This is a genomic window from Cupriavidus sp. 22TCCZM01-5 (assembly GCF_057798915.1).
In genome coordinates, this window is sequence record NZ_JBYOJR010000050.1 from 1 (window position 1) to 17,434 (window position 17,434).

Here is a 17,434-nt window from a genome sequence, read left to right on the forward strand (position 1 = left end):
CCGTGGTCCCTGCTGCAACCGACATCGTGTAATCGCCTTCGGCTGCGCTACGCGCAGAGCCCTAGTCTGAGCACCCAGGCCGCAGGCAAACCGCGCCGCAGCGCCCGCGCATACTGACTAGGACGCGCGCGCAGCGCAGCCGAAGGCGTCCCACCACTGACGCTGTTGGAACGCTGTACCCGAGCCCTACATGGGGATCGTACACAAGCCGGTTATCGCAGGCACTGGTTCTGAATCACTATGCGTAGCAGGCCCGAACGGGCAACCACGTCTCGCGAGACCAAAGCCGCTTGAAAACAAGAAGCGCATCGTTGATGGCCAGCCGCCAGGCGACGCGCTTCTTGCCTACTTCTTGTCGCTCGGACAAGAAGTAGGTCGCCGGCTACGCCGGCGAAACAGCAGCGCCTGCCAAGAACGACAAACCCCACCCATTCCCCGCATTCCCGCAAAAAACCATAAAAAAAAGCGGGCCGCAGCCCGCTTCCGCTTCACCCTCCCCGACCAATCAACCCTTGGCCAGCTTGACGCTCGTCAGGTCGGCCGTCAGATAGCCAACCGCCGCGCCAAAGCGGTCCTTGTAGTTGGCGCGCACCAGCGGATCCAGCGTGGCCTGGACCTTGGCGTGCAGGCCGCTCCAGTCGCCAGCATGCTGGAAATTGCTCATGATATAAGTCCAGCCATTGAGCTCGTCCACCGCGTGCAGGCCAGTCGATTCGGCGCCGGCAGGCATGGACAGCAGGCGCGAGAGCTGCCTGGTGTCCACGTTGTAGGCCCACAGGAAGTTGTTGACGTGCTGGCCGCTGTCCTCGCCAATGAACAGCGTGCGCAGCTTCTCCGAGAACTTCAGGTTGTCCGGGTTGGCGATCCACTCCGGGTCGGCCGTATTGCCGAGCACGTCGCCCAGGATGTCATGGCCGTTGAGCAGGCCCTTGGTATGCACCGGCACCCATTCACTGTTGATGGCGTCGCCGTCCAGGTCCTTCTGGCCACCGTCGAGCTTGTGCTGCATCACCGCGCCGGCATTGAGCGCCTTGTCGACCGAGATGCCGCTCTGCGCATTCCAGCCCTTGCTGTTGTTCAGGACCATCGAGTCCACCACGTTCTGCAGCGCGGAATAGGCGACCTTGTCCTTGATGTTGACCGTGGTGCCTTCCATCTTGGTGAAGCCCATGCTGCCGCCTTTCAGGTAGGCATAGCGGTGGGTTTCCAGGAAGGCCGCGGCTTTCTCCATGCCGGGCTTGAGGCGAACCCAGTTGGCCTTGCCGCCGACGAAAATCTTGGTGTAGCTCACATCGGCCGGATCCACGGTTGCCACATCCATGATATCGGTCGGCGCCGTCGCCTTGGCCAGCGCCTCGATCTCGGCGCTGGTGGCGTGCCCCAGCTTGACCCACGTCAGGTCGGCCCCCGCCGCGGACGGGTCGACCGAAAAACCCGGGCCTACCTTGGCCACGTACAACGTGCCCGCCGACAGGTCCTTCTCCTTGTCGGCCACGAACATGAACAGGCCGCTGTTGGTGGCATCGTCGCCCATCAGCACGGTGCGGTTGTCGGGCATGACCTGCACCAGCTCATGCGAGATGCGGCCCAGGCAGTAGTGCTTGCGGATGGAGCCCGTCCCGTCGGGGTTGACCGTCACCTCCGGCAAGTGGCCGTAAAGGTAGGGATTGGCCGCGGTCTCGCTGCCAAAGAGGTTCTTGCTGTAGGCCTTGAACTGGCTGTTGCTGGCGATCGTGAACGCGTCGGGCTCGTACTCCTCGCTCGACAGGTGCGTGTTCCACGGCGACAGGCTCGCGCCGCACGTGATCCAGAGGCCGTGCACCGACGAGGTATCCACGTTGTGGTACTTGACCAGCGTGAGCTTGCCGGTCGCCGGATCCTGGTCCAGCGTCAGCACGGCGATCGGCGACGGCAGGCGGCCATAGGTGTCGGCGCCGGACTGGTCGCGCGTGGTGTACTCGAACTGCACCACGGCGAAAACCGGGTTGCCCTTCACGCCGGCGACGCTGGCGCCCTCGACCTTGAGCAGCGAGGTGCCGTCGGGCGAGTCGGAGAAGAACTGGCGCTCCTTGCCGGCCACCGACGTATCGAGGATCGGCTGGTTGTTGATGTCGTAGTAGCCGCCGGCCAGGATGGTGCCGCCCTTGCCGTCCGGCACCATGTCGCCGGATACGAAGAACGGCTGGTAGGCCAGCTTGAAGGTCCGGCTGCTGCCGTCGCTGAAATTGACCTTCATGCTCGAGCCCACGGTGGTGGTAGCCATCGCGGCCGGGTTGGCCAGCGTCGGCGCGCTCATGCCGGTGAATTCGGCCGTGGTGAAGGTTGCATTCGGGCCCGGATTCGGGGTGTCGGCCGGCGCCGCAATGGCGTCATCGCTGCCGCCACAGCCCACGAGCAGGCCGGCGGAAGCCAGGCCCAGCGGCAGCATCGGCGCACCGGCGAGGAATTTCAGCGCTTTGCGGCGCGAGGCATCAGGTTTGTCGAACATGGTCTTTTCCGGGGAAGGTGGCGATGGCGGGTTATCGGGACGCCGTTCGCTTGTCATGGAAATCAGACATGGCGCGGCAGCCGCGCCCTGGTCGCTGCGCATCCTATGGGTCATATGTGACAGGAAGTTGACGATGAACCACAAAGCCGCCGCGCCATCGGCCCCTCCGGGGCTGCGGTAAACTTCTGTTTTTTTCCGTCACCCTCGCGGCACGTACCCGCCTGGCAGATTCCACTTGCCCACCTATACCCTCGCCGCCCCGGTCGAAGCCGAGCTCGAAATCCGCAAGAGCCGCTTCCTGGCCCTGGCGATCCCCGTCCCGGACCGCGACGCCGCCATGGCGGTGCTGCAGTCGCTGCGCGCGCAGCATCCGACCGCCACGCACGTTTGCTGGGCGCTGCTCGCGGGCGGGCAGTCGGGCATGTCGGATGACGGCGAACCATCGGGCACCGCCGGACGGCCGATCCTTGAAGTGTTGCGCCACCATGACCTGGATGGCGTACTGGCCGCCGTGGTGCGCTACTACGGCGGCGTCAAGCTCGGTGCCGGCGGGCTGGTGCGCGCCTACACCGATGCGATCGCCGCGGCGCTCAAGTCGGCGGAACGGGTCGAGCGCATTGCCTACGCCGAACTGGCGGTGGAGGTCGACTACGCCGACGAGCCGCGCGTGCGCCGCTGGCTGGACCAGGCCGCGCAGGACGGCTGCACGCTGGCGGACACCGCCTACGGTGCCCTGGCGCGGCTGGTGATCCGCCTGCCCGCCACGCAACGCGACGCGGCCCTGGCGGCGTTGCGCGACGCCACGCACGGGCGGGCACAATTTCCGCAGAGCGACGATGACGGCGACTCAGACTGAACCCGGCAACGTCCCGGTGGACGAGCACGCCGAGTTCACCGCGCGCGTGCTGCCTGCCGGTGTGACCTTTGCCGCCCCGGCGGGCCTGAGCCTGCTGGAGGCCGCGCTGCTCGACGGGTTGGCGCTGCCCAACTCCTGCCGCAACGGCACCTGCCGCGCCTGCGCCAGCCGGCTCCAGGCGGGCGCCATCCGCTATCGCATCGAATGGCCGGGGCTCAGCCCGGACGAGAAGGATGACGGGTGGATCCTGCCTTGCGTCGCCTGTCCCGTCAGCGATGTGGTGATCGAACCGGGCAAGCTCGAATAGGCGTTGCCCGCGTGGCGCGGCCTGACTGGTTCCGCCACCCTCACCGGCCCGCAAAGTAGCGCAAGGCAATCCGCAGCGCATCGGGCCCGCGCGGATCCGAGAACGCCTGGTCCGCAGGACCGCCGCTCCATGCATGCCCCAGGCCCTCGATCCTGACAAGCCGCACGCAGGTGTCGCCTTCGACGATCCAGTCGGACACCTCGGCCGGCAGCCGCTGTCCGCGCTGCACGCGGCGCGCTGGCGGTACTGCCAGCCGCGCCGATGGCTCGGGCAACAGGTCCAGCCACAAGCGCGCGGCGGCCATGGCATTGTCGAATGCGACCACGACATCCGCGTCGCCATGCAGCAGCAACAGTGGCGGCAGGCGTCGCCCCGCCAGCCACAGGCGCATGGCCTTTCGCGCCGCGGCATCGGGCGCGCGGCTGCCGCGCATGGCCGCGGCGGCCTGGGCCGCATTGCCGGCGCTGTAAGGGACCGCCCCCGAATGCGAGCCAATGGCGACAAACCGGTCCGGATAGCGCAGGCCCAGCATCATCGCCATGGCGCCACCGGCCGACAGCCCCATCACGCTGATGCGCTCCGGCCGCACCGGATAGCGTTCGCAGACGTGGTCGATCATGGCCATCAGCAATGCCGCCTCGGCGGCGCCGCGGGTGCGGGGACGGAACCAGTTCCAGCAGCGTTGCGTGTTGGCCTGCGACGACTGCTCCGGCAGCAGGACCACGCAGCCCGCGTCGCGCGCCGCCGCTGCCACGCGCGCGACCACGGCAAAGCTGGCGGCATCCTGGCCGCAGCCGTGCAGCAGCACCAGCATGGGTGCGCGCCGCCTGGCCGTCACGCCGGCCGGAATGAAAATGCGGTAGTGGCGCTGCGCGAGCGGGCCGAGTCCGGCGGCGCCCTCCTCCCAGCGCCCGCTGCCGCGGCTCTGCGGCGCCGGCACGGGAGATGCCACGCCCGACAACGCGCGTTGCGTGGCCTTGGCCACCGCCGATGACTGCTTCACGGCATTGCGCACGATGGCCTCGGTCATCGGTTGCGTCACCGTCTGGTTAAGTGCCCGGGTCATCTCGCGCCCGATGCGCCGGGCCTGGCGCGTGGCGGTCTTGCCCAGCGCCTGCCATAGCCGTGCCGTGCTGCTGCCGCGGCGTCCCATGTGGCTGGCCTCCCGTCCGGATTCCGTTGACGGGGTCGATTGTGTCAGGCTTTGCGGTCAGCCGCGCACGCGGGCCAGAACCTCACAGGCCGCGCAGTGCCAGCTCGCCCCCCAGCACCAGCAGGCCGCAGAAGAACAGGCGGCGGAAGCGCTCCGCGCTGATGCGGTGGCGCAGCCACTGGCCGACGAACATGCCGCCCAGCGCCGGCAGCAGCGCCAGCACCGACGCGCCGAGCACGGGCAGGTGGAGCAGCGCGCCGCCCATGGCCAGGCTGACCGCCAGCGCCATGGTCGAAACGGTGAACGACAGCCCAAGCGCCTGGACCATGCTCTCCTTGTCGAGCCCGAGCCCCTGCAGGTAAGGCACGGCGGGGATCACGAACACCCCTGTCACAGCGGTGATGGCCCCGGTGACCAACCCGGCCAGCGGCCCGAGCCAGCGCTCCGCGCGCAGCGGCACGTGGAGCCTGGCCGAGGCCAGCCCGACCAGCGCGTACAGTACCAGCGCCACGCCAAGCGCCGCGGTGGCATGCATCATCATGCGCGCCGGCACCAGCGCGGCACACAGCCAGGTCCCGGCGCAGATCGCCGCCAGCATCGGCCACAGCCGGCGCAGCAACTGGCCGAAGCGCGGGCCGCTGAACAGCTGCACCACGTTGGTCACCATCGACGGCGCCACCAGCAGCGCCGCGGCCTGCGCGGGCGGCATCACCAGGCCCAGCAGGCCCACCGCCACGGTCGGCAGGCCCAGGCCCACCACGCCCTTCACAAAGCCGGCCAGCAGGAAGGTCAAGCCGATCAAGGCAATCTCGGCAATGGGCAGGGACATCGACATGGACATCCCCCCTCAACGCGCAGCGTGGTCATGTACCGCGCGGCTGTCGGCCGGCGCCTGCTCGCGCTCGTCCAGCCCGTAGTCGCGCAGCACCTGCGCCACGCGCAGCCGGTAGTCCGCGAATACCCCGCCGCGTCCGGCCGCCTGGGCCTGGCGGTGCTCCTCGGTATTGCGCCAGGCCATGACCGCGGCCTCGTCGCGGAAGAATGACAGCGACAGGATCTTTCCCGGCGTGGTCAGGCTCTGGAAACGCTCGACCGAGATGAAGCCGTCGATGGCCTCCAGCGTCGGCCGCAGCTTCGCGGCCAGTTCCAGATAGGTGTCCTTGCGGCCCGGCGCGGGCTCGACTTCGAAGATGACGGCGATCATGGCGGAGGTCTCTCTGGTGAATGGATGGGGGGCGGCCGGCGTTTCAATCGAAATGCGGGATACGTGCGTTGTGCGAGGGCCGGTAGCGGAACGCCTGCGCCAGCGCGGCCGGCTGCGCGCCGCGCGCGAGCAGCGCTTCGACCGTCGCGGCGGCAAGCGCTTGCGCCAGCGCGTCGCCGGGGCAGGCATGGCGGCCCGCGCCGAAGGTCCACGCTCGTCCGCCAGCATCGTCGGATGTTGCGCTGGACGCAGCCGCAAGCAGCACGAGCACGGCATCGCCGGCCTTGACCGGCACGCCGCACAAGCGTGCGTCGGCAGCCAGGAAGCGGCGTGTATTCTGCACCGGCGGGTCGTCTCGTGCCACGCAAGCGGCCAGTGCAGGCAGGTTGCCCAAGGCCGTGCCGACGCGGCCGATACGAAGCAGCATATTGCCCGCCAGCCCCGCCGTGGCCTCGCACGCCTGCACCATCAGGCCAATCGCGTTGGCGGCTACCGCTGCCGGTGCGATGCCCTCCGCTTGCGCGGCATGTCGCAACGCTGGCAGCAAACCCGGCTCATCGGATCGAGATGGCACTTCCGAGGCGGCATGCAGCCATTGCCCGAGCCAGCGTGCCGCGTCGGCACCGGCCGCGACATCGTCAGCCGTGGCCAGCGGCGACTGCGCCGCGGCGTAGGCGGCAACGCGCGCCGCCACGGCCACGGCATCGGCGCCTGCCCGCACCGGCAGGCCGAGCAGCTCGGCCACGGCAACGACGGGCAGCGTGAAGATCCAGCGGTTGACGGCAGCGCCGGCTGCAGTCGCCATGCCGGGCACGGTGTCGAGCGCGGAGGCGAGCATGGCGGCGCGCGCGCTCGCCATGCCGGTATCGAAGCCGGCCATCAGCCGCAGCAGGATAGCCTTGAGCGGCGCGTGGGCCGCACCGTCGTTCATGCGGATCAGCCGCCCGAATAGCTCGCCCGCCGCAGTGCCGGCCAGCGTCGGCGGCACCGGCTGCGCCGCCGGACGCACGCGGCAGTCGGGGTGCGCGAGCACGGCGGCGACCTCGGCCGGTCCTGCCGCAATCCACAGCCCCAGCCGCTCATCGAAGCCGAACGGCCGGTGCGCGGCCAGCGCGCGGTAGTAGGGATAGGGATCGGAATGGGTAACGGCTTCCAGCGGGTCGGCGGGCATCATGGCGTAAAGGATTCGGCGGTTGCCTGATCAGCCACCCGCGCCAACAGGCTTGCGGGCAGCGACAACGTATGACGAATCTTTGCACCGTCGCGCGCGAAGAAGCTTCGTGGCGAGATGAAATGTCGAATGCATAAGCCCCGGCTGACAGCCGGGGCTTGGGTACCGCCTATGCCAGGCCGGGCAAAGGCGCGGCGGCAGCGACCAGGTTCTGTGCGCGCAGCGCCTGCCAGAACGCCTGCGGAATCTCCGCCTGCGCCAGTGCGAGATTGCCGGCGATTCGCTCCGGCCGGCTCGCGCCCGGGATCACCGCCGCCACGGCCGGATGCGCAAGCGAGAACTGCAGCGCAGCCGCGCGGATATCCACGCCGAACTCCGCGCACAACCGGCGCAGGGCCTCGACGCGCGCGAGGATCTCCGGCGTCGCCTTCTGGTACTCGTAGTGCTCGCCACCGGCGAGGATGCCCGAGTTGTACGGGCCGCCGACCACGATGCCCAGGCCACGGCCGATGCTGGCGGGCATCAGCGCGCGCAGCGCATCGGCGTGGTCGAGCAGCGTATAGCGGCCCGCGATCAGGAAGCCGTCCGGGTCGGCCTGCTGCACGGCCATTTCGCATGGCTCGACGCGGTTGACGCCAAGCCCCCAGGCCTTGATCACGCCCTGCTCGCGCAGCCGCGTCAGCGCGGCGGCGGCACCGGTCATCGCGGTCTGGAATACGTCGCGCCAGGCATCGCCGTGAAAGTCCCTGGCCGGGTCGTGGATCCAGACGATATCGAGCCGGTCGGTCTTCAAACGCTGCAGGCTGGCCTCGATCGCGCGCAAGGTGCCGTCTGCGCTGTAGTCGTAGACGATCTTGTTGGGCAGGCCGTGTTCGAACAGGCCGCCCTTCTCGCCCAGGTCGCGGCTGGCCGTGTCCTCGGTCTCGTCGAGAACCAGCCGGCCTACCTTGGTGCTGAGCACGTACGCATCGCGCGGGCGATGCTGCAAGGCGTTACCGAGCCGGATCTCGGCCAGGCCCGCGCCATAGAGCGGCGCCGCGTCGAAGTAGCGGATGCCCTGCTCCCAGGCGGCGTTGACGGTGTCGAGCGCCTCCTGTTCGGGGATGTTGCGGTACATATTGCCAAGCGGCGCGGTACCAAAGCCGATCTTGGTCGGTACTGAAATTCGCATATGGGTCATCGGATGAATCGTGGAGCGCGGCTCAGGCATCGGTGCCCGGCAGCGCCGTCAGTGGTCCCTGCATCCGGTAGAACGTCTGGTCGGATGCCGTGAAGAACGCCATGGAATGACCGTGGCGGAAGTCGTCGACGTGCACCACGGTCGCACCATCGGCCTCCTGCCATGAGATCGCATAGACGCCCTCGGCGATCTCGCGCCATTCGCAGCGCGCTTCGCCGCTGGCGCCCGCATACGGGCCGGAGACGATCGCGTAGCGGATCGACTGGCCGTCTTCCGCGTAGATGTTGTGCGCGGACAGGCCGTCGTAGTCGACGCGGAAGCCGCGGCCGGCGAACGGCGGCTTGTCCACAGGGTTCTGGTTCGTCATCGGTCAGGCTGCCTTGGCGGTCAATAGCGGATAGTCGGTCAGGCCACGCGCACCGCCGCCAAACAGCGTGTCGCGGTCATGCGGGGCCAGCGTGGCACCGGTGCGCAGGCGCTCCGGCAGGTCCGGGTTGGCCACGAACGGGCGGCCGAACGCGATCAGGTCGGCCCAGCCCTCGTCCAGTGCCGCCTGCGCGCGTTCGGCGGTGTACTTGCCCGCGTAGATCAGCGTCCCCGGATAGACCTGGCGCAGCCGCTGCTTGAATGCGACGGGCATGTGCGGCGCGTCGTCCCAGTCGGCTTCGGCGATGTGGAGGTAGCCCACGCCGATCTCGCCAAGCATTTTCGCGGCAGCGGTATAGGTGGTCTCCGGATCGGCATCGACGCAGCCGTTGAGCGTGGTCAGCGGCGCCAGGCGGATACCGACGCGGTCCTTGCTGCCCGTGCCTTCGATCAGCGCCTTGGCCACTTCCCCGAGGAAGCGCAGACGGTTGTCGAGCGAGCCGCCATACTCATCGGTGCGGTCGTTGGCCTCCGAATCAATGAACTGATTGACCAGGTAGCCGTTGGCCGCATGCAGTTCGACGCCGTCGAACCCCGCGGCCATCGCGTTGCGCGCGGCCTGCCGGAAGTCGTCGACGATGCCGTGTATCTCTTCGACCGTCAGCGCGCGCGGCTGCGACGCCTGCATGAAGCCGGGCGTGCCATCGTGCCCGGCCACGAACACGTTGACGCCCTTCGCCTGCATCGCCGATGACGACACCGGCGCCTGCCCGTCGAGCAGGCTGACATGGCTCAGGCGGCCGACATGCCAGAGCTGCGCGAAGATGCGCCCGCCCGCCGCATGCACGGCGCTGGTCACCTTGCGCCAGCCATCGACCTGCGCCGGCGTGTGGATACCTGGCGTCCAGGCATAGCCCTTGCCGAGCGGCGAAATCCAGGTGCCCTCGCTGATGATCAGGCCAGCGCCGGCGCGCTGCGCGTAGTACTCGGCCATCAGCGCATTCGGCACGTCGCCGGGCTGGCTCGCGCGCGAGCGCGTCATCGGCGGCATCACGATGCGGTTCGGCAGCGCCAGGTTGCCGAGCGCATGCGGCTGGAACAGCGGGTTGCGCGAATCGGACATCATCGCCTCCCTTAGTCCCACACCGGGGCCAGGCCCTCGGGGCTGACCTCGCGGCCGTTGCGTTCGAGCGTGGCAATCTGCGCCATGTCGCCGGCGTCGAGCTTCAGGTCGCGCGCCAGCAGGTTGCTGGCCAGGTTTTCGCGCCTGGTCGACGACGGGATCACCGCGTAGCCGAGCTGCAGCGCCCAGGCGAGTGCCACCTGCGCCACGGTCGCGCTGTGCTTCGCCGCGATCTGCGCGAGGACCGGGTCCTTCAGCACCTTGCCGTAGGCCAGCGTCATGTACGAGGTCACGGTGATGCCCTGCTCCTTCAGGTACGCCGTCAGCTTGCGGTTCTGCAGGTACGGGCTCAGTTCGACCTGGTTGGTCGCGATCTCGCCCTTGCCGACCGCCTCGATGGCCTGCCGGGTCAGTTCGATATTGAAGTTCGAGATGCCGATCTGGCGCGTCAGCCCCAGCGACTTGGCCGCGGCCAGCGCTTCCATGGACTCGCGCAGCGGCACGCCGTTGCCGGGGGCCGGCCAGTGGATCAGCGTCAGGTCGACATGGTCGGTGCGCAGCTTGTCGAGGCTCTCGCGCAGGCTCGGCACCAGCTTGTCGGCGGCGTAGTTCGCGGTCCAGATCTTGGTGGTGAGGAACAGGTTTTCACGCTTTACGCCGCTTTCGGCAATGGCCTGGCCGACGTCGGCCTCATTGCCATAGATCTGGGCGGTATCGACGGCGGTGTAGCCCAGGTCCAGCGCGTTGCGCACGGAATCGACTGCGACCTGGCCGGTCAGGCGAAACGTACCGACACCAAACGAAGGAATGCTCATGGGGTAACTCCTGGTACAGAGACAAGAGAACACTTGTGATGGACGCAGTTTGCCGGCTTTACATTTGCAAATTAAGCCGTGTATAAGTCAAATTCATTTGATTTGAAATCAACAATGAAAACGACCATCGACGAACTGCTGGCCTTTGCGGCCGTCGTGGATACGGGCTCGATCACGGCGGCGGCGGAACAGCTCGACCTGACCGTGTCGGCTACCAGCCGCACGCTGAGCCGGCTGGAAGAGAAGCTGCAGACCACGCTGCTGCGCCGGACTACGCGGCGTCTGGAACTGACCGAGGAAGGGGCGGCGTTCCTGGCCCATGCGCGCACCATCCTTGCCATGGTGGATGAAGCGGAAGAGCAGCTGGCGGCGCGCCGCATGCGCCCCGTGGGTCGCCTGCGCGTGGATGCGGCCACGCCGTTCATGCTGCATGTGCTGGTGCCGCTGGTGGAAGGGTTCCGCGCCCGCTATCCGGAAGTGGAGCTGGAGCTGCACTCGACCGAAGGCATCATCGACCTCATCGAGAAGCGCACCGACGTGGCCTTCCGCATCGGCTCGCTCAAGGATTCGACGCTGCATGCACGGCCGATCGGCAGCAGCCGCGTGCGCGTGCTGGCCAGCCCCGAGTACCTGAAACGACACGGTACTCCGACCAAGCCGGACCAGCTCGCGCAGCATGCGCTGCTGGGCTTCAGCCAGCCAGATTCGTTGAATGACTGGCCGCTGCGCAACGACGACGGCAGCATCCTGCACATCAAGCCGGCCATTGCCTCATCGAGCGGCGAAACGCTCCGCAGCCTGGCGCTGGCCGGTCTCGGCATTGTCTGCCTGTCGGATTTCATGACGCGCGATGATCGCCAGAGCGGCAGGCTGATGCCACTGTTCGGCAGGCAGACGCTCGATGTGAGGCAGTCGATTAATGCCGTCTACTACCGCAACACCGCGCTGGCGTCGCGCATCACGTGCTTCGTCGATCATGTGGTCGGCGTGCTAGGGAAGCAGCCGTTCGACGAATAGGTGTTCCGCCCCCTGTCCAGCGCTGTACGTCGGGACTGATCCTCCACGATGCGCGGTAGCGTCTCCGGTCGCTCCTACTGCGCGGCAATGTACGTGCCGAGGCCATCGGCAAGCGCGTCGAAGACCGTGCGACATGCAGGGCTGTGGCGCAGGCTCTCGTGCATGGTGATCCAGGTTTCGAGCCGCATCGAAAACTTGCGTGGCAGGAGCCGCCGCAGCGCCGGCTGCCTGGCCGCCAGCCCCGTCTGGCAGATGCCGATGCCAGCGCCGGCGCGGATCAGCGACAGTTGCGCGACGTCGCTGTCGGCACGCAGTGCGAACGCGGCGCGCTCAGGCCAGGGCAGCGAGCGCGCCGCCTCGCGGATGAATGGCGTGGGCTGGTCATAGCCGATCAGCGCGTGGCTGCGCAGCGCCTCCGCATCTCGCGGCACGCCGTGGCGCGCGAGGTAGTCCTCGTGCGCATACAGGCCCAGTTCGATAGTGCCGACACGGCGCGCCACCAACTGCTCCTGCACCGGGCGCCGCATACGCACTGCGACGTCGGCTTCACGGCGCAACAGGTCATGGATGCGGTTGCTCAGCACGAGTTCGATGACGAGCGCCGGATGCTGCGCGCGCAGCGCGGCCAGCACGGGCGGCAGCACTTCGATACCGACCACCTCACTGGCCGAGATGCGCACCGTTCCCGACACGTCCCCGCCCGCACTCGTGACCGTGCGTTCCATGGCGGCGGCAGTGCTTTCCATCGCCTCGGCGTAGTCGCGCAGCACCAGGGCAGCCTCGGTGGGCAGCAAGCCCGACTGCGAGCGCGTGAACAGGATCACGCCCAAATCCTGTTCCAGCGAGTCGATATGCCGGCCGACGGTTGGCTGCGACAGCCCCAGTTCCCGCGCCGCGCCGGAAAGGGAGCCGGTGCGAAGCACGCCCAGCAAGCTCCGGTAGAGTTCCCAGCTGATTTTCGATGTCATACGTAAATGTATAGCGTCTCCACATTCTTATCCAATTCCATTTACCCCGGACAACTCCCACAATGCCTGCATGGCAAACGCGGGGAGCAACAATCATGGCAAACGGAAAGTCCGCGCTGGTTCTGGGTGCAACCGGCGGCATCGGCTCGGAAGTCGCGCGCCAGCTGGGCGCGGCGGGATGGCAGGTCCGCGCGCTGCGGCGCGGCGGAGCGCCGGCTGGCGCGCAGCCGGGCGCCATCGAATGGGTGTCGGGAGACGCCATGCAGCGGCAGGACGTGCTGTCCGCCGCGCGCGGCTGCGGCGTGATCGTCCACGCGGTCAACCCGCCCGGCTACCGGCGCTGGCCGGAGCTCGTGCTGCCCATGCTGGACAACACCATCGCCGCCGCCCGCGCGACGGGAGCCACGATCGTGCTGCCCGGCACGGTCTACAACTTCGGGCCGGACGCCCTGCCCGAGCCGGCCGAAGGTGCGCCCCAGCATCCTGTCACGCGCAAGGGTGCCATCCGCGTGGAAATGGAGCGGCGCCTGCGGGAAGCGGCGGAGCACGGCACGCGCGTCATCATCGTGCGCGCGGGCGACTTCTTCGGGCCGCAAGCCGGCAACAACTGGTTCTCCCAGGCGCTGGTGCGGCCGGGACAGGCGGTGCGAACCATCCGCTATCCCGGCGCGGCCGGCGTGGGACACCAGTGGGCCTACTTGCCTGACGTGGCGAGCGCCGTGGTCAGGCTGCTGGAGCAGGCAGCGATGCTGCCGCCCTTCGCCGTGTTCCATATGGCCGGACACTGGGATGCGGACGGCACGGAAATGGTCCGGGCCATCCAGCGCACGGTGGCCCGCCGCGGCGGCCAGGTGCCGAAGGTACGGCCGTTTCCGTGGTGGCTGCTGTCGGCAGCGGCCCCCTTCGTCGCCACGTTCCGGGAAATGCAGGAGATGCGCTATCTGTGGCGCGAGCCGGTGCGCATGCGCGGCGGGCGCCTGCCCGGAGGCGAGCCCCATACGCCGCTCGAGCAGGCCGTGGAAGCCACGCTGGAAGGCCTTGGCTGCGTTGAAGCCGCAACTGTCGCCCGCTGCGCGTCTTTGGCGCGCTGACAGACGGCGCACCGTGACGCCGCCAACGGTGCCGGTGCCATCGGCGGCCGCGAAGATGTGCGGCAAGTCCGCCCCGGGGACCTGCCGCGGCCGAAAGCCTTGCGGCTCAGATAACGTTGATCACGACATCGATGTTGCCGCGCGTTGCCTTGGAGTACGGGCAAGTCTGATGCGCCTTCTCCACCACGGCCTGGGCGACGTCCGCCGGCAGGCCCGGCAGGCTGACATTGAGCCGCGCCTGCAGGAAGTAGGCGTCGCCGGTCATGCCAAGGTCCACTTCGGCATCGACGGCCACGTCGGACGGAAGCCTGACCTGCAGCGCGCTTGCCGCCTTCCCCATCGCGCCGATGAAGCATGCAGACCAGCCCGCGGCGAACAACTGCTCGGGGTTCGTGCCGCTGGCGGTGCTGCCCGGGGGCGAGAGCCTGAGGTCCAGGCGCCCGTCGCTGCTGCGGGACGCGCCGTCGCGTCCGCCCGTGGTGTGCGTCTTGCCGGTGTACAGGACTTTTTCGATCTTGGTCATGATGGAATCTTCAGCGTGTGTGTTCGTGGGTTGAGTGCTTGTGTTGCGTGGCTTCAGGTTGCATTCGTGCGGATGCTCACGCGACATAGCCGTCGCGATTGCTGATGCGGGCCAGTGCCGTGCCGGAACCGGATGCCGCGCTCTGCGCGTCGGCGACGTAGCCATCGCGGTTGCTGATGCGCGCCACCGTGGCGCCTTCCGGTTGGCGTGCGCCATCGAGGAATGGATCCGGCGCGGCGACGCGGCTGCCGCTGGTGAACGGATCACGATCCGCGTGAGCGGATGCTGCCGTGGCAGCGGCCGCGTGCGGGACGAGGCCTGCCGCATGCACCGCCTGCATGCCGCTTGCGGCGCCGACAACCGCGGCGATGGAAATGACGTGGCGGGCAAGCTTCCGGGCGTGGATGAGGTTCATGCTGAGGTTCATGCTGTTCTCCATGGGGTTTCGGACCACTGAGGCATCGGGCCTCAGCGCAACGCTGGCGGGAGCCTCTGGATCGCTGCGGCTCCCGTCACGTTGATGCACGTATTTAAGGTGACCGGTGTATCGCCGCTGTAGCGGCAAGCCGGCGATGTTGTGAGCCCAGGTATCGGCATCTCCGGTTGATACACAGGCATACAAAGGCCCCGCGGCGATACTGCCTTTCGCCTGCGACGAGCGGGCACTTGTTCCGCGATGTACCAACTGCTGTGCTCCGCAATGGCTTTATCCGTGGCCGGCGCAGCCCTACAGTGCCCTTCATGTGCAACAGCCGCTTCATGTAAGGAGGCACGATGTCGATCGAGGAAAAGCTTGCAGCACGCGGCCTGGCGCTGCCTGACCCGCCGCAACCGCTGGGCAGCTATACGGCCGTCAGCCAGGCCGGGGACCTGCTGTTCATATCCGGGCAACTGCCGCTAAGAGACGGCAAGGTGGTCTGGCAGGGCCAGATTGGCAGGGACCTGACGCTTGCGCAGGGCCGGCAGGCGGCAGAACTGGCGGCGCTCAACGTGCTCGCGCAGATCCGCGCGCACCTGGGCGGCTTCGACCGCCTGGATCACATCGTGCGCGTGGAAGGGCACGTCACCAGCGCCGAGGGCTGGCTGCAACAGCCGGCGGTGCTCGATGGCGCCTCGGACCTGTTCGCCGACGTGCTAGGAGAAAAAGCCGGCCACGCCAGGGCCGCGTATTCACACTTCCAGCAGCCCGGCAACGCAGCCGTGATCCTGGTCGTCATCGCGCAGCTCCAGCGCGACTGACCGCGGCGCCCCCGGGTGAATATGCGCGCTACGCGGCGAATTTTTCGATCAGGAAGTCCACGAAGGCACGTACGCGGCGCGTGACGTGGCGCGCGCTCGGATAGAGCAGCACGAACGGCCGCGTGCTGCCGCCATACGCCTGCAGCACTTCGACCAGCGCGCCATCGCGCAGGTCCTGCTCCACGACGAAGCGATACGTCTGGAACAGACCCGCGCCCGCGCGCGCCAGTGTCGCGCCGCCCAGCGCATCTTCAGACGTGCCGTAGGCACCGGTGGTCGGCACGTCGGTCTCCGCGCCATCCACCCGGAACGTCCACGGTATCTTGCGGCCACTGCTCGGCCGCACGAACTGGATGCATTCGTGCCGCAGCAGGTCGTCGAGCGTTTTCGGCGTTCCCGCACGCCGCAGATAGTCCGGCGTGGCCACCACCACCATCTCCGCATCTTCGAGCTTGCGCGCAATCAGGTTCGAGTCGTCGGGCGCGCGCCCGCGCACGGCCAGGTCATAGGCGTCGTCGGCAAGATCGACGTTGCGGTTGCTGATGTGCACGTCGATCTCCACGTCCGGATACATCGCGCGGAACGCGGGAAGGATCGGCAGGACCCGGTAATGCGCGTAGGGCGTGGGCAGGCTGATGCGCAGCAGGCCCGCCGGCGACGCCTGCTGGCCGCCGGCCAGACGCTCCGCCTCCACGAGCTGCGCCAGTGCGCGGCGGCTCTGCTCGAAGTACAGGCGCCCCGCCTCCGTCAACCGCACCTGCCGTGTGGTGCGCTCGAACAGGCGCACGCCCAGCCGCTCTTCGAGCCGGAACACGGTGCGACTGACTGCCGGCGGCGTCACGCCGGCGGCAACCGCCGCCGCGCTGAAGCTGCCGAGTTCGGCGGCGAGGCAAAAGAGCTCGATGGTGCCAAGCTGAAGGTCGTCAAACTGCCGCTTCATGTCGGAAAGTACCGGATGGGATGCATCGTCGCTGCTCGGAAACAGGGTTCGAAACTGGATCATAGTCCCGGATGCCGCACATCGCACGCCCCTGCCGGCCGCGATACCAGTCGCGACACCGGCCGCCGCCGGGGCGCGGGTCCGCCGACTTGTTCCCGCGGCGCATAACTGTTTGGTCCCGGGCGCTATTCATCGGCCGCCGCCTTTCACCTAGATTTGGACCCATCGGTCCCGTCGGTCCGATTGGCAAGTCAGCCAAGTCCATTTACGCAGAGGTTAGCAATGAGTGCTTCACAGAAGGTTGCCGTCATTACAGGCGCATCGCAGGGTATCGGTGCAGAGCTGGTCAAGGCCTATCGCGAGCGCGGCTATCGCGTCGTCGCGACGGCGCGCAGCATCCAGCCGTCGGACGATCCCGACATCGTCAGCGTTGCCGGCGACATCGGCGACCGCGAAACCGCGCGCCGCGTGATCGCCGCCGCGCTGGAACGATTCGACCGCGTCGATACGCTCATCAACAACGCCGGCATCTTCGTCGCCAAGCCCTTCACCAGCTATACGGACGAGGACTACGCCGCGGTGACCAGCGTGAACCTGTCCGGCTTCTTCCACATCACGCAGCTCGCCATCGCCGAGATGGAGAAGCGCCGCAGCGGCCATGTGGTCAGCATCTCGACCTCGCTCGTCGACCATGCGATCAGCGGCGTGCCATCGGTGCTGGCATCGCTGACCAAGGGCGGCCTGAATGCCGCGACAAAGTCGCTGGCTATCGAGTATGCGAAGACCGGTATCCGCGTCAATGCCGTATCGCCGGGCATCATCAAGTCCCCGATGCACGCCCCCGAAACCCACGCCGCGCTCGGTTCGCTGCATCCGGTGGGCCGCATGGGCGAAATGCGCGACATCGCGGACGCCGTGCTCTATCTCGAATCCGCCAGCTTCGTGACCGGCGAGATCCTGCACGTGGACGGCGGGCAAAGCGCCGGGCATTGA

General features: G+C 67.9%; 19 protein-coding genes. 6 read left to right on the forward strand and 13 right to left on the reverse strand.

The genetic code is table 11. The annotated features are described in order from the left end of the window. Positions 1-505: 505 nt before the first annotated feature. Positions 506-2,488 carry a PhoX family protein gene (locus AC3FNH_RS30160; RefSeq protein WP_488722680.1) on the reverse strand — a complete coding sequence of 661 codons (1,983 nt, stop codon included), beginning with the start codon at positions 2,486-2,488 and terminating at the stop codon, positions 506-508. A 235-nt stretch (positions 2,489-2,723) separates the two neighbouring features. On the opposite strand from AC3FNH_RS30160, the gene AC3FNH_RS30165 reads away from it, so the two are divergent. Then, entirely contained in the window at positions 2,724-3,344 is a 621-nt protein-coding gene (locus AC3FNH_RS30165) for an IMPACT family protein (protein ID WP_488722681.1), read from the forward strand. After that, positions 3,325-3,651 carry a 2Fe-2S iron-sulfur cluster-binding protein gene (locus AC3FNH_RS30170; RefSeq protein WP_488722682.1) on the forward strand — a complete coding sequence of 109 codons (327 nt, stop codon included), beginning with the start codon at positions 3,325-3,327 and terminating at the stop codon, positions 3,649-3,651. The genes AC3FNH_RS30165 and AC3FNH_RS30170 overlap by 20 nt, the downstream gene beginning before the upstream one ends. Positions 3,652-3,691: 40 nt before the next feature. Here AC3FNH_RS30170 and AC3FNH_RS30175 read toward each other — a convergent pair whose 3' ends face one another. From AC3FNH_RS30175 to dkgB, 8 genes are all read right to left on the reverse strand, one after another. After that, positions 3,692-4,804 (reverse strand): extracellular catalytic domain type 1 short-chain-length polyhydroxyalkanoate depolymerase, encoded by a 1,113-nt coding sequence (locus AC3FNH_RS30175; RefSeq protein WP_488722683.1) that lies wholly within the window; start codon positions 4,802-4,804, stop codon positions 3,692-3,694. Between the two features lie 82 nt (positions 4,805-4,886). Beyond that, positions 4,887-5,639 carry a sulfite exporter TauE/SafE family protein gene (locus AC3FNH_RS30180; protein ID WP_488722684.1) on the reverse strand — a complete coding sequence of 251 codons (753 nt, stop codon included), beginning with the start codon at positions 5,637-5,639 and terminating at the stop codon, positions 4,887-4,889. A gap of 12 nt (positions 5,640-5,651) precedes the next feature. Continuing rightward, on the reverse strand, positions 5,652-6,008 hold the full coding sequence (locus tag AC3FNH_RS30185; RefSeq protein ID WP_276102445.1) for an antibiotic biosynthesis monooxygenase family protein: 357 nt from the start codon (positions 6,006-6,008) through the stop codon (positions 5,652-5,654). Positions 6,009-6,051: 43 nt separating this feature from the next. After that, positions 6,052-7,182 carry a cytochrome P450 gene (locus AC3FNH_RS30190; RefSeq protein WP_488722685.1) on the reverse strand — a complete coding sequence of 377 codons (1,131 nt, stop codon included), beginning with the start codon at positions 7,180-7,182 and terminating at the stop codon, positions 6,052-6,054. Between the two features lie 166 nt (positions 7,183-7,348). After that, entirely contained in the window at positions 7,349-8,350 is a 1,002-nt protein-coding gene (locus AC3FNH_RS30195) for an aldo/keto reductase (RefSeq protein WP_488722710.1), read from the reverse strand. Positions 8,351-8,381: 31 nt separating this feature from the next. After that, complete coding sequence (locus AC3FNH_RS30200; protein ID WP_488722686.1) at positions 8,382-8,726, reverse strand: MoaF-related domain-containing protein; 345 nt, start codon at positions 8,724-8,726, stop codon at positions 8,382-8,384. Between the two features lie 3 nt (positions 8,727-8,729). Beyond that, positions 8,730-9,851, reverse strand: coding sequence for an alkene reductase (locus AC3FNH_RS30205; RefSeq protein WP_488722687.1), 1,122 nt, complete (start codon positions 9,849-9,851; stop codon positions 8,730-8,732). Between the two features lie 8 nt (positions 9,852-9,859). Beyond that, complete coding sequence (gene dkgB / locus AC3FNH_RS30210) at positions 9,860-10,663, reverse strand: 2,5-didehydrogluconate reductase DkgB (protein ID WP_488722688.1); 804 nt, start codon at positions 10,661-10,663, stop codon at positions 9,860-9,862. Positions 10,664-10,777: 114 nt separating this feature from the next. Between dkgB and AC3FNH_RS30215 the strand changes: the two genes are divergently transcribed. After that, entirely contained in the window at positions 10,778-11,680 is a 903-nt protein-coding gene (locus AC3FNH_RS30215) for a LysR substrate-binding domain-containing protein (RefSeq protein WP_488722689.1), read from the forward strand. Positions 11,681-11,754: 74 nt separating this feature from the next. Here the strand turns inward: AC3FNH_RS30215 and AC3FNH_RS30220 are convergent, their stop codons facing one another. Further along, positions 11,755-12,648 (reverse strand): LysR family transcriptional regulator, encoded by an 894-nt coding sequence (locus tag AC3FNH_RS30220; protein WP_488722690.1) that lies wholly within the window; start codon positions 12,646-12,648, stop codon positions 11,755-11,757. Positions 12,649-12,743: 95 nt separating this feature from the next. Here AC3FNH_RS30220 and AC3FNH_RS30225 point away from each other — a divergent pair, with 95 nt between their 5' ends. After that, entirely contained in the window at positions 12,744-13,739 is a 996-nt protein-coding gene (locus AC3FNH_RS30225) for an NAD-dependent epimerase/dehydratase family protein (protein ID WP_488722691.1), read from the forward strand. A gap of 106 nt (positions 13,740-13,845) precedes the next feature. Here AC3FNH_RS30225 and AC3FNH_RS30230 read toward each other — a convergent pair whose 3' ends face one another. Both AC3FNH_RS30230 and AC3FNH_RS30235 read right to left on the reverse strand, forming a co-directional pair. Further along, positions 13,846-14,262, reverse strand: a complete 417-nt coding sequence (locus AC3FNH_RS30230; RefSeq protein ID WP_488722692.1) for an organic hydroperoxide resistance protein — start codon at positions 14,260-14,262, stop codon at positions 13,846-13,848. A 76-nt stretch (positions 14,263-14,338) separates the two neighbouring features. After that, the gene (locus AC3FNH_RS30235; protein ID WP_488722693.1) at positions 14,339-14,689 is read right to left on the reverse strand and encodes a hypothetical protein; all 351 of its coding nucleotides are present in this window, start codon (positions 14,687-14,689) and stop codon (positions 14,339-14,341) included. A 347-nt stretch (positions 14,690-15,036) separates the two neighbouring features. Between AC3FNH_RS30235 and AC3FNH_RS30240 the strand changes: the two genes are divergently transcribed. Then, positions 15,037-15,501, forward strand: coding sequence for a RidA family protein (locus AC3FNH_RS30240; protein ID WP_488722694.1), 465 nt, complete (start codon positions 15,037-15,039; stop codon positions 15,499-15,501). Positions 15,502-15,529: 28 nt separating this feature from the next. Here the strand turns inward: AC3FNH_RS30240 and AC3FNH_RS30245 are convergent, their stop codons facing one another. Beyond that, positions 15,530-16,441, reverse strand: a complete 912-nt coding sequence (locus tag AC3FNH_RS30245) for a LysR family transcriptional regulator (RefSeq protein ID WP_276103329.1) — start codon at positions 16,439-16,441, stop codon at positions 15,530-15,532. Between the two features lie 282 nt (positions 16,442-16,723). Between AC3FNH_RS30245 and AC3FNH_RS30250 the strand changes: the two genes are divergently transcribed. Next, positions 16,724-17,434 (forward strand): SDR family NAD(P)-dependent oxidoreductase, encoded by a 711-nt coding sequence (locus tag AC3FNH_RS30250; protein ID WP_276102456.1) that lies wholly within the window; start codon positions 16,724-16,726, stop codon positions 17,432-17,434.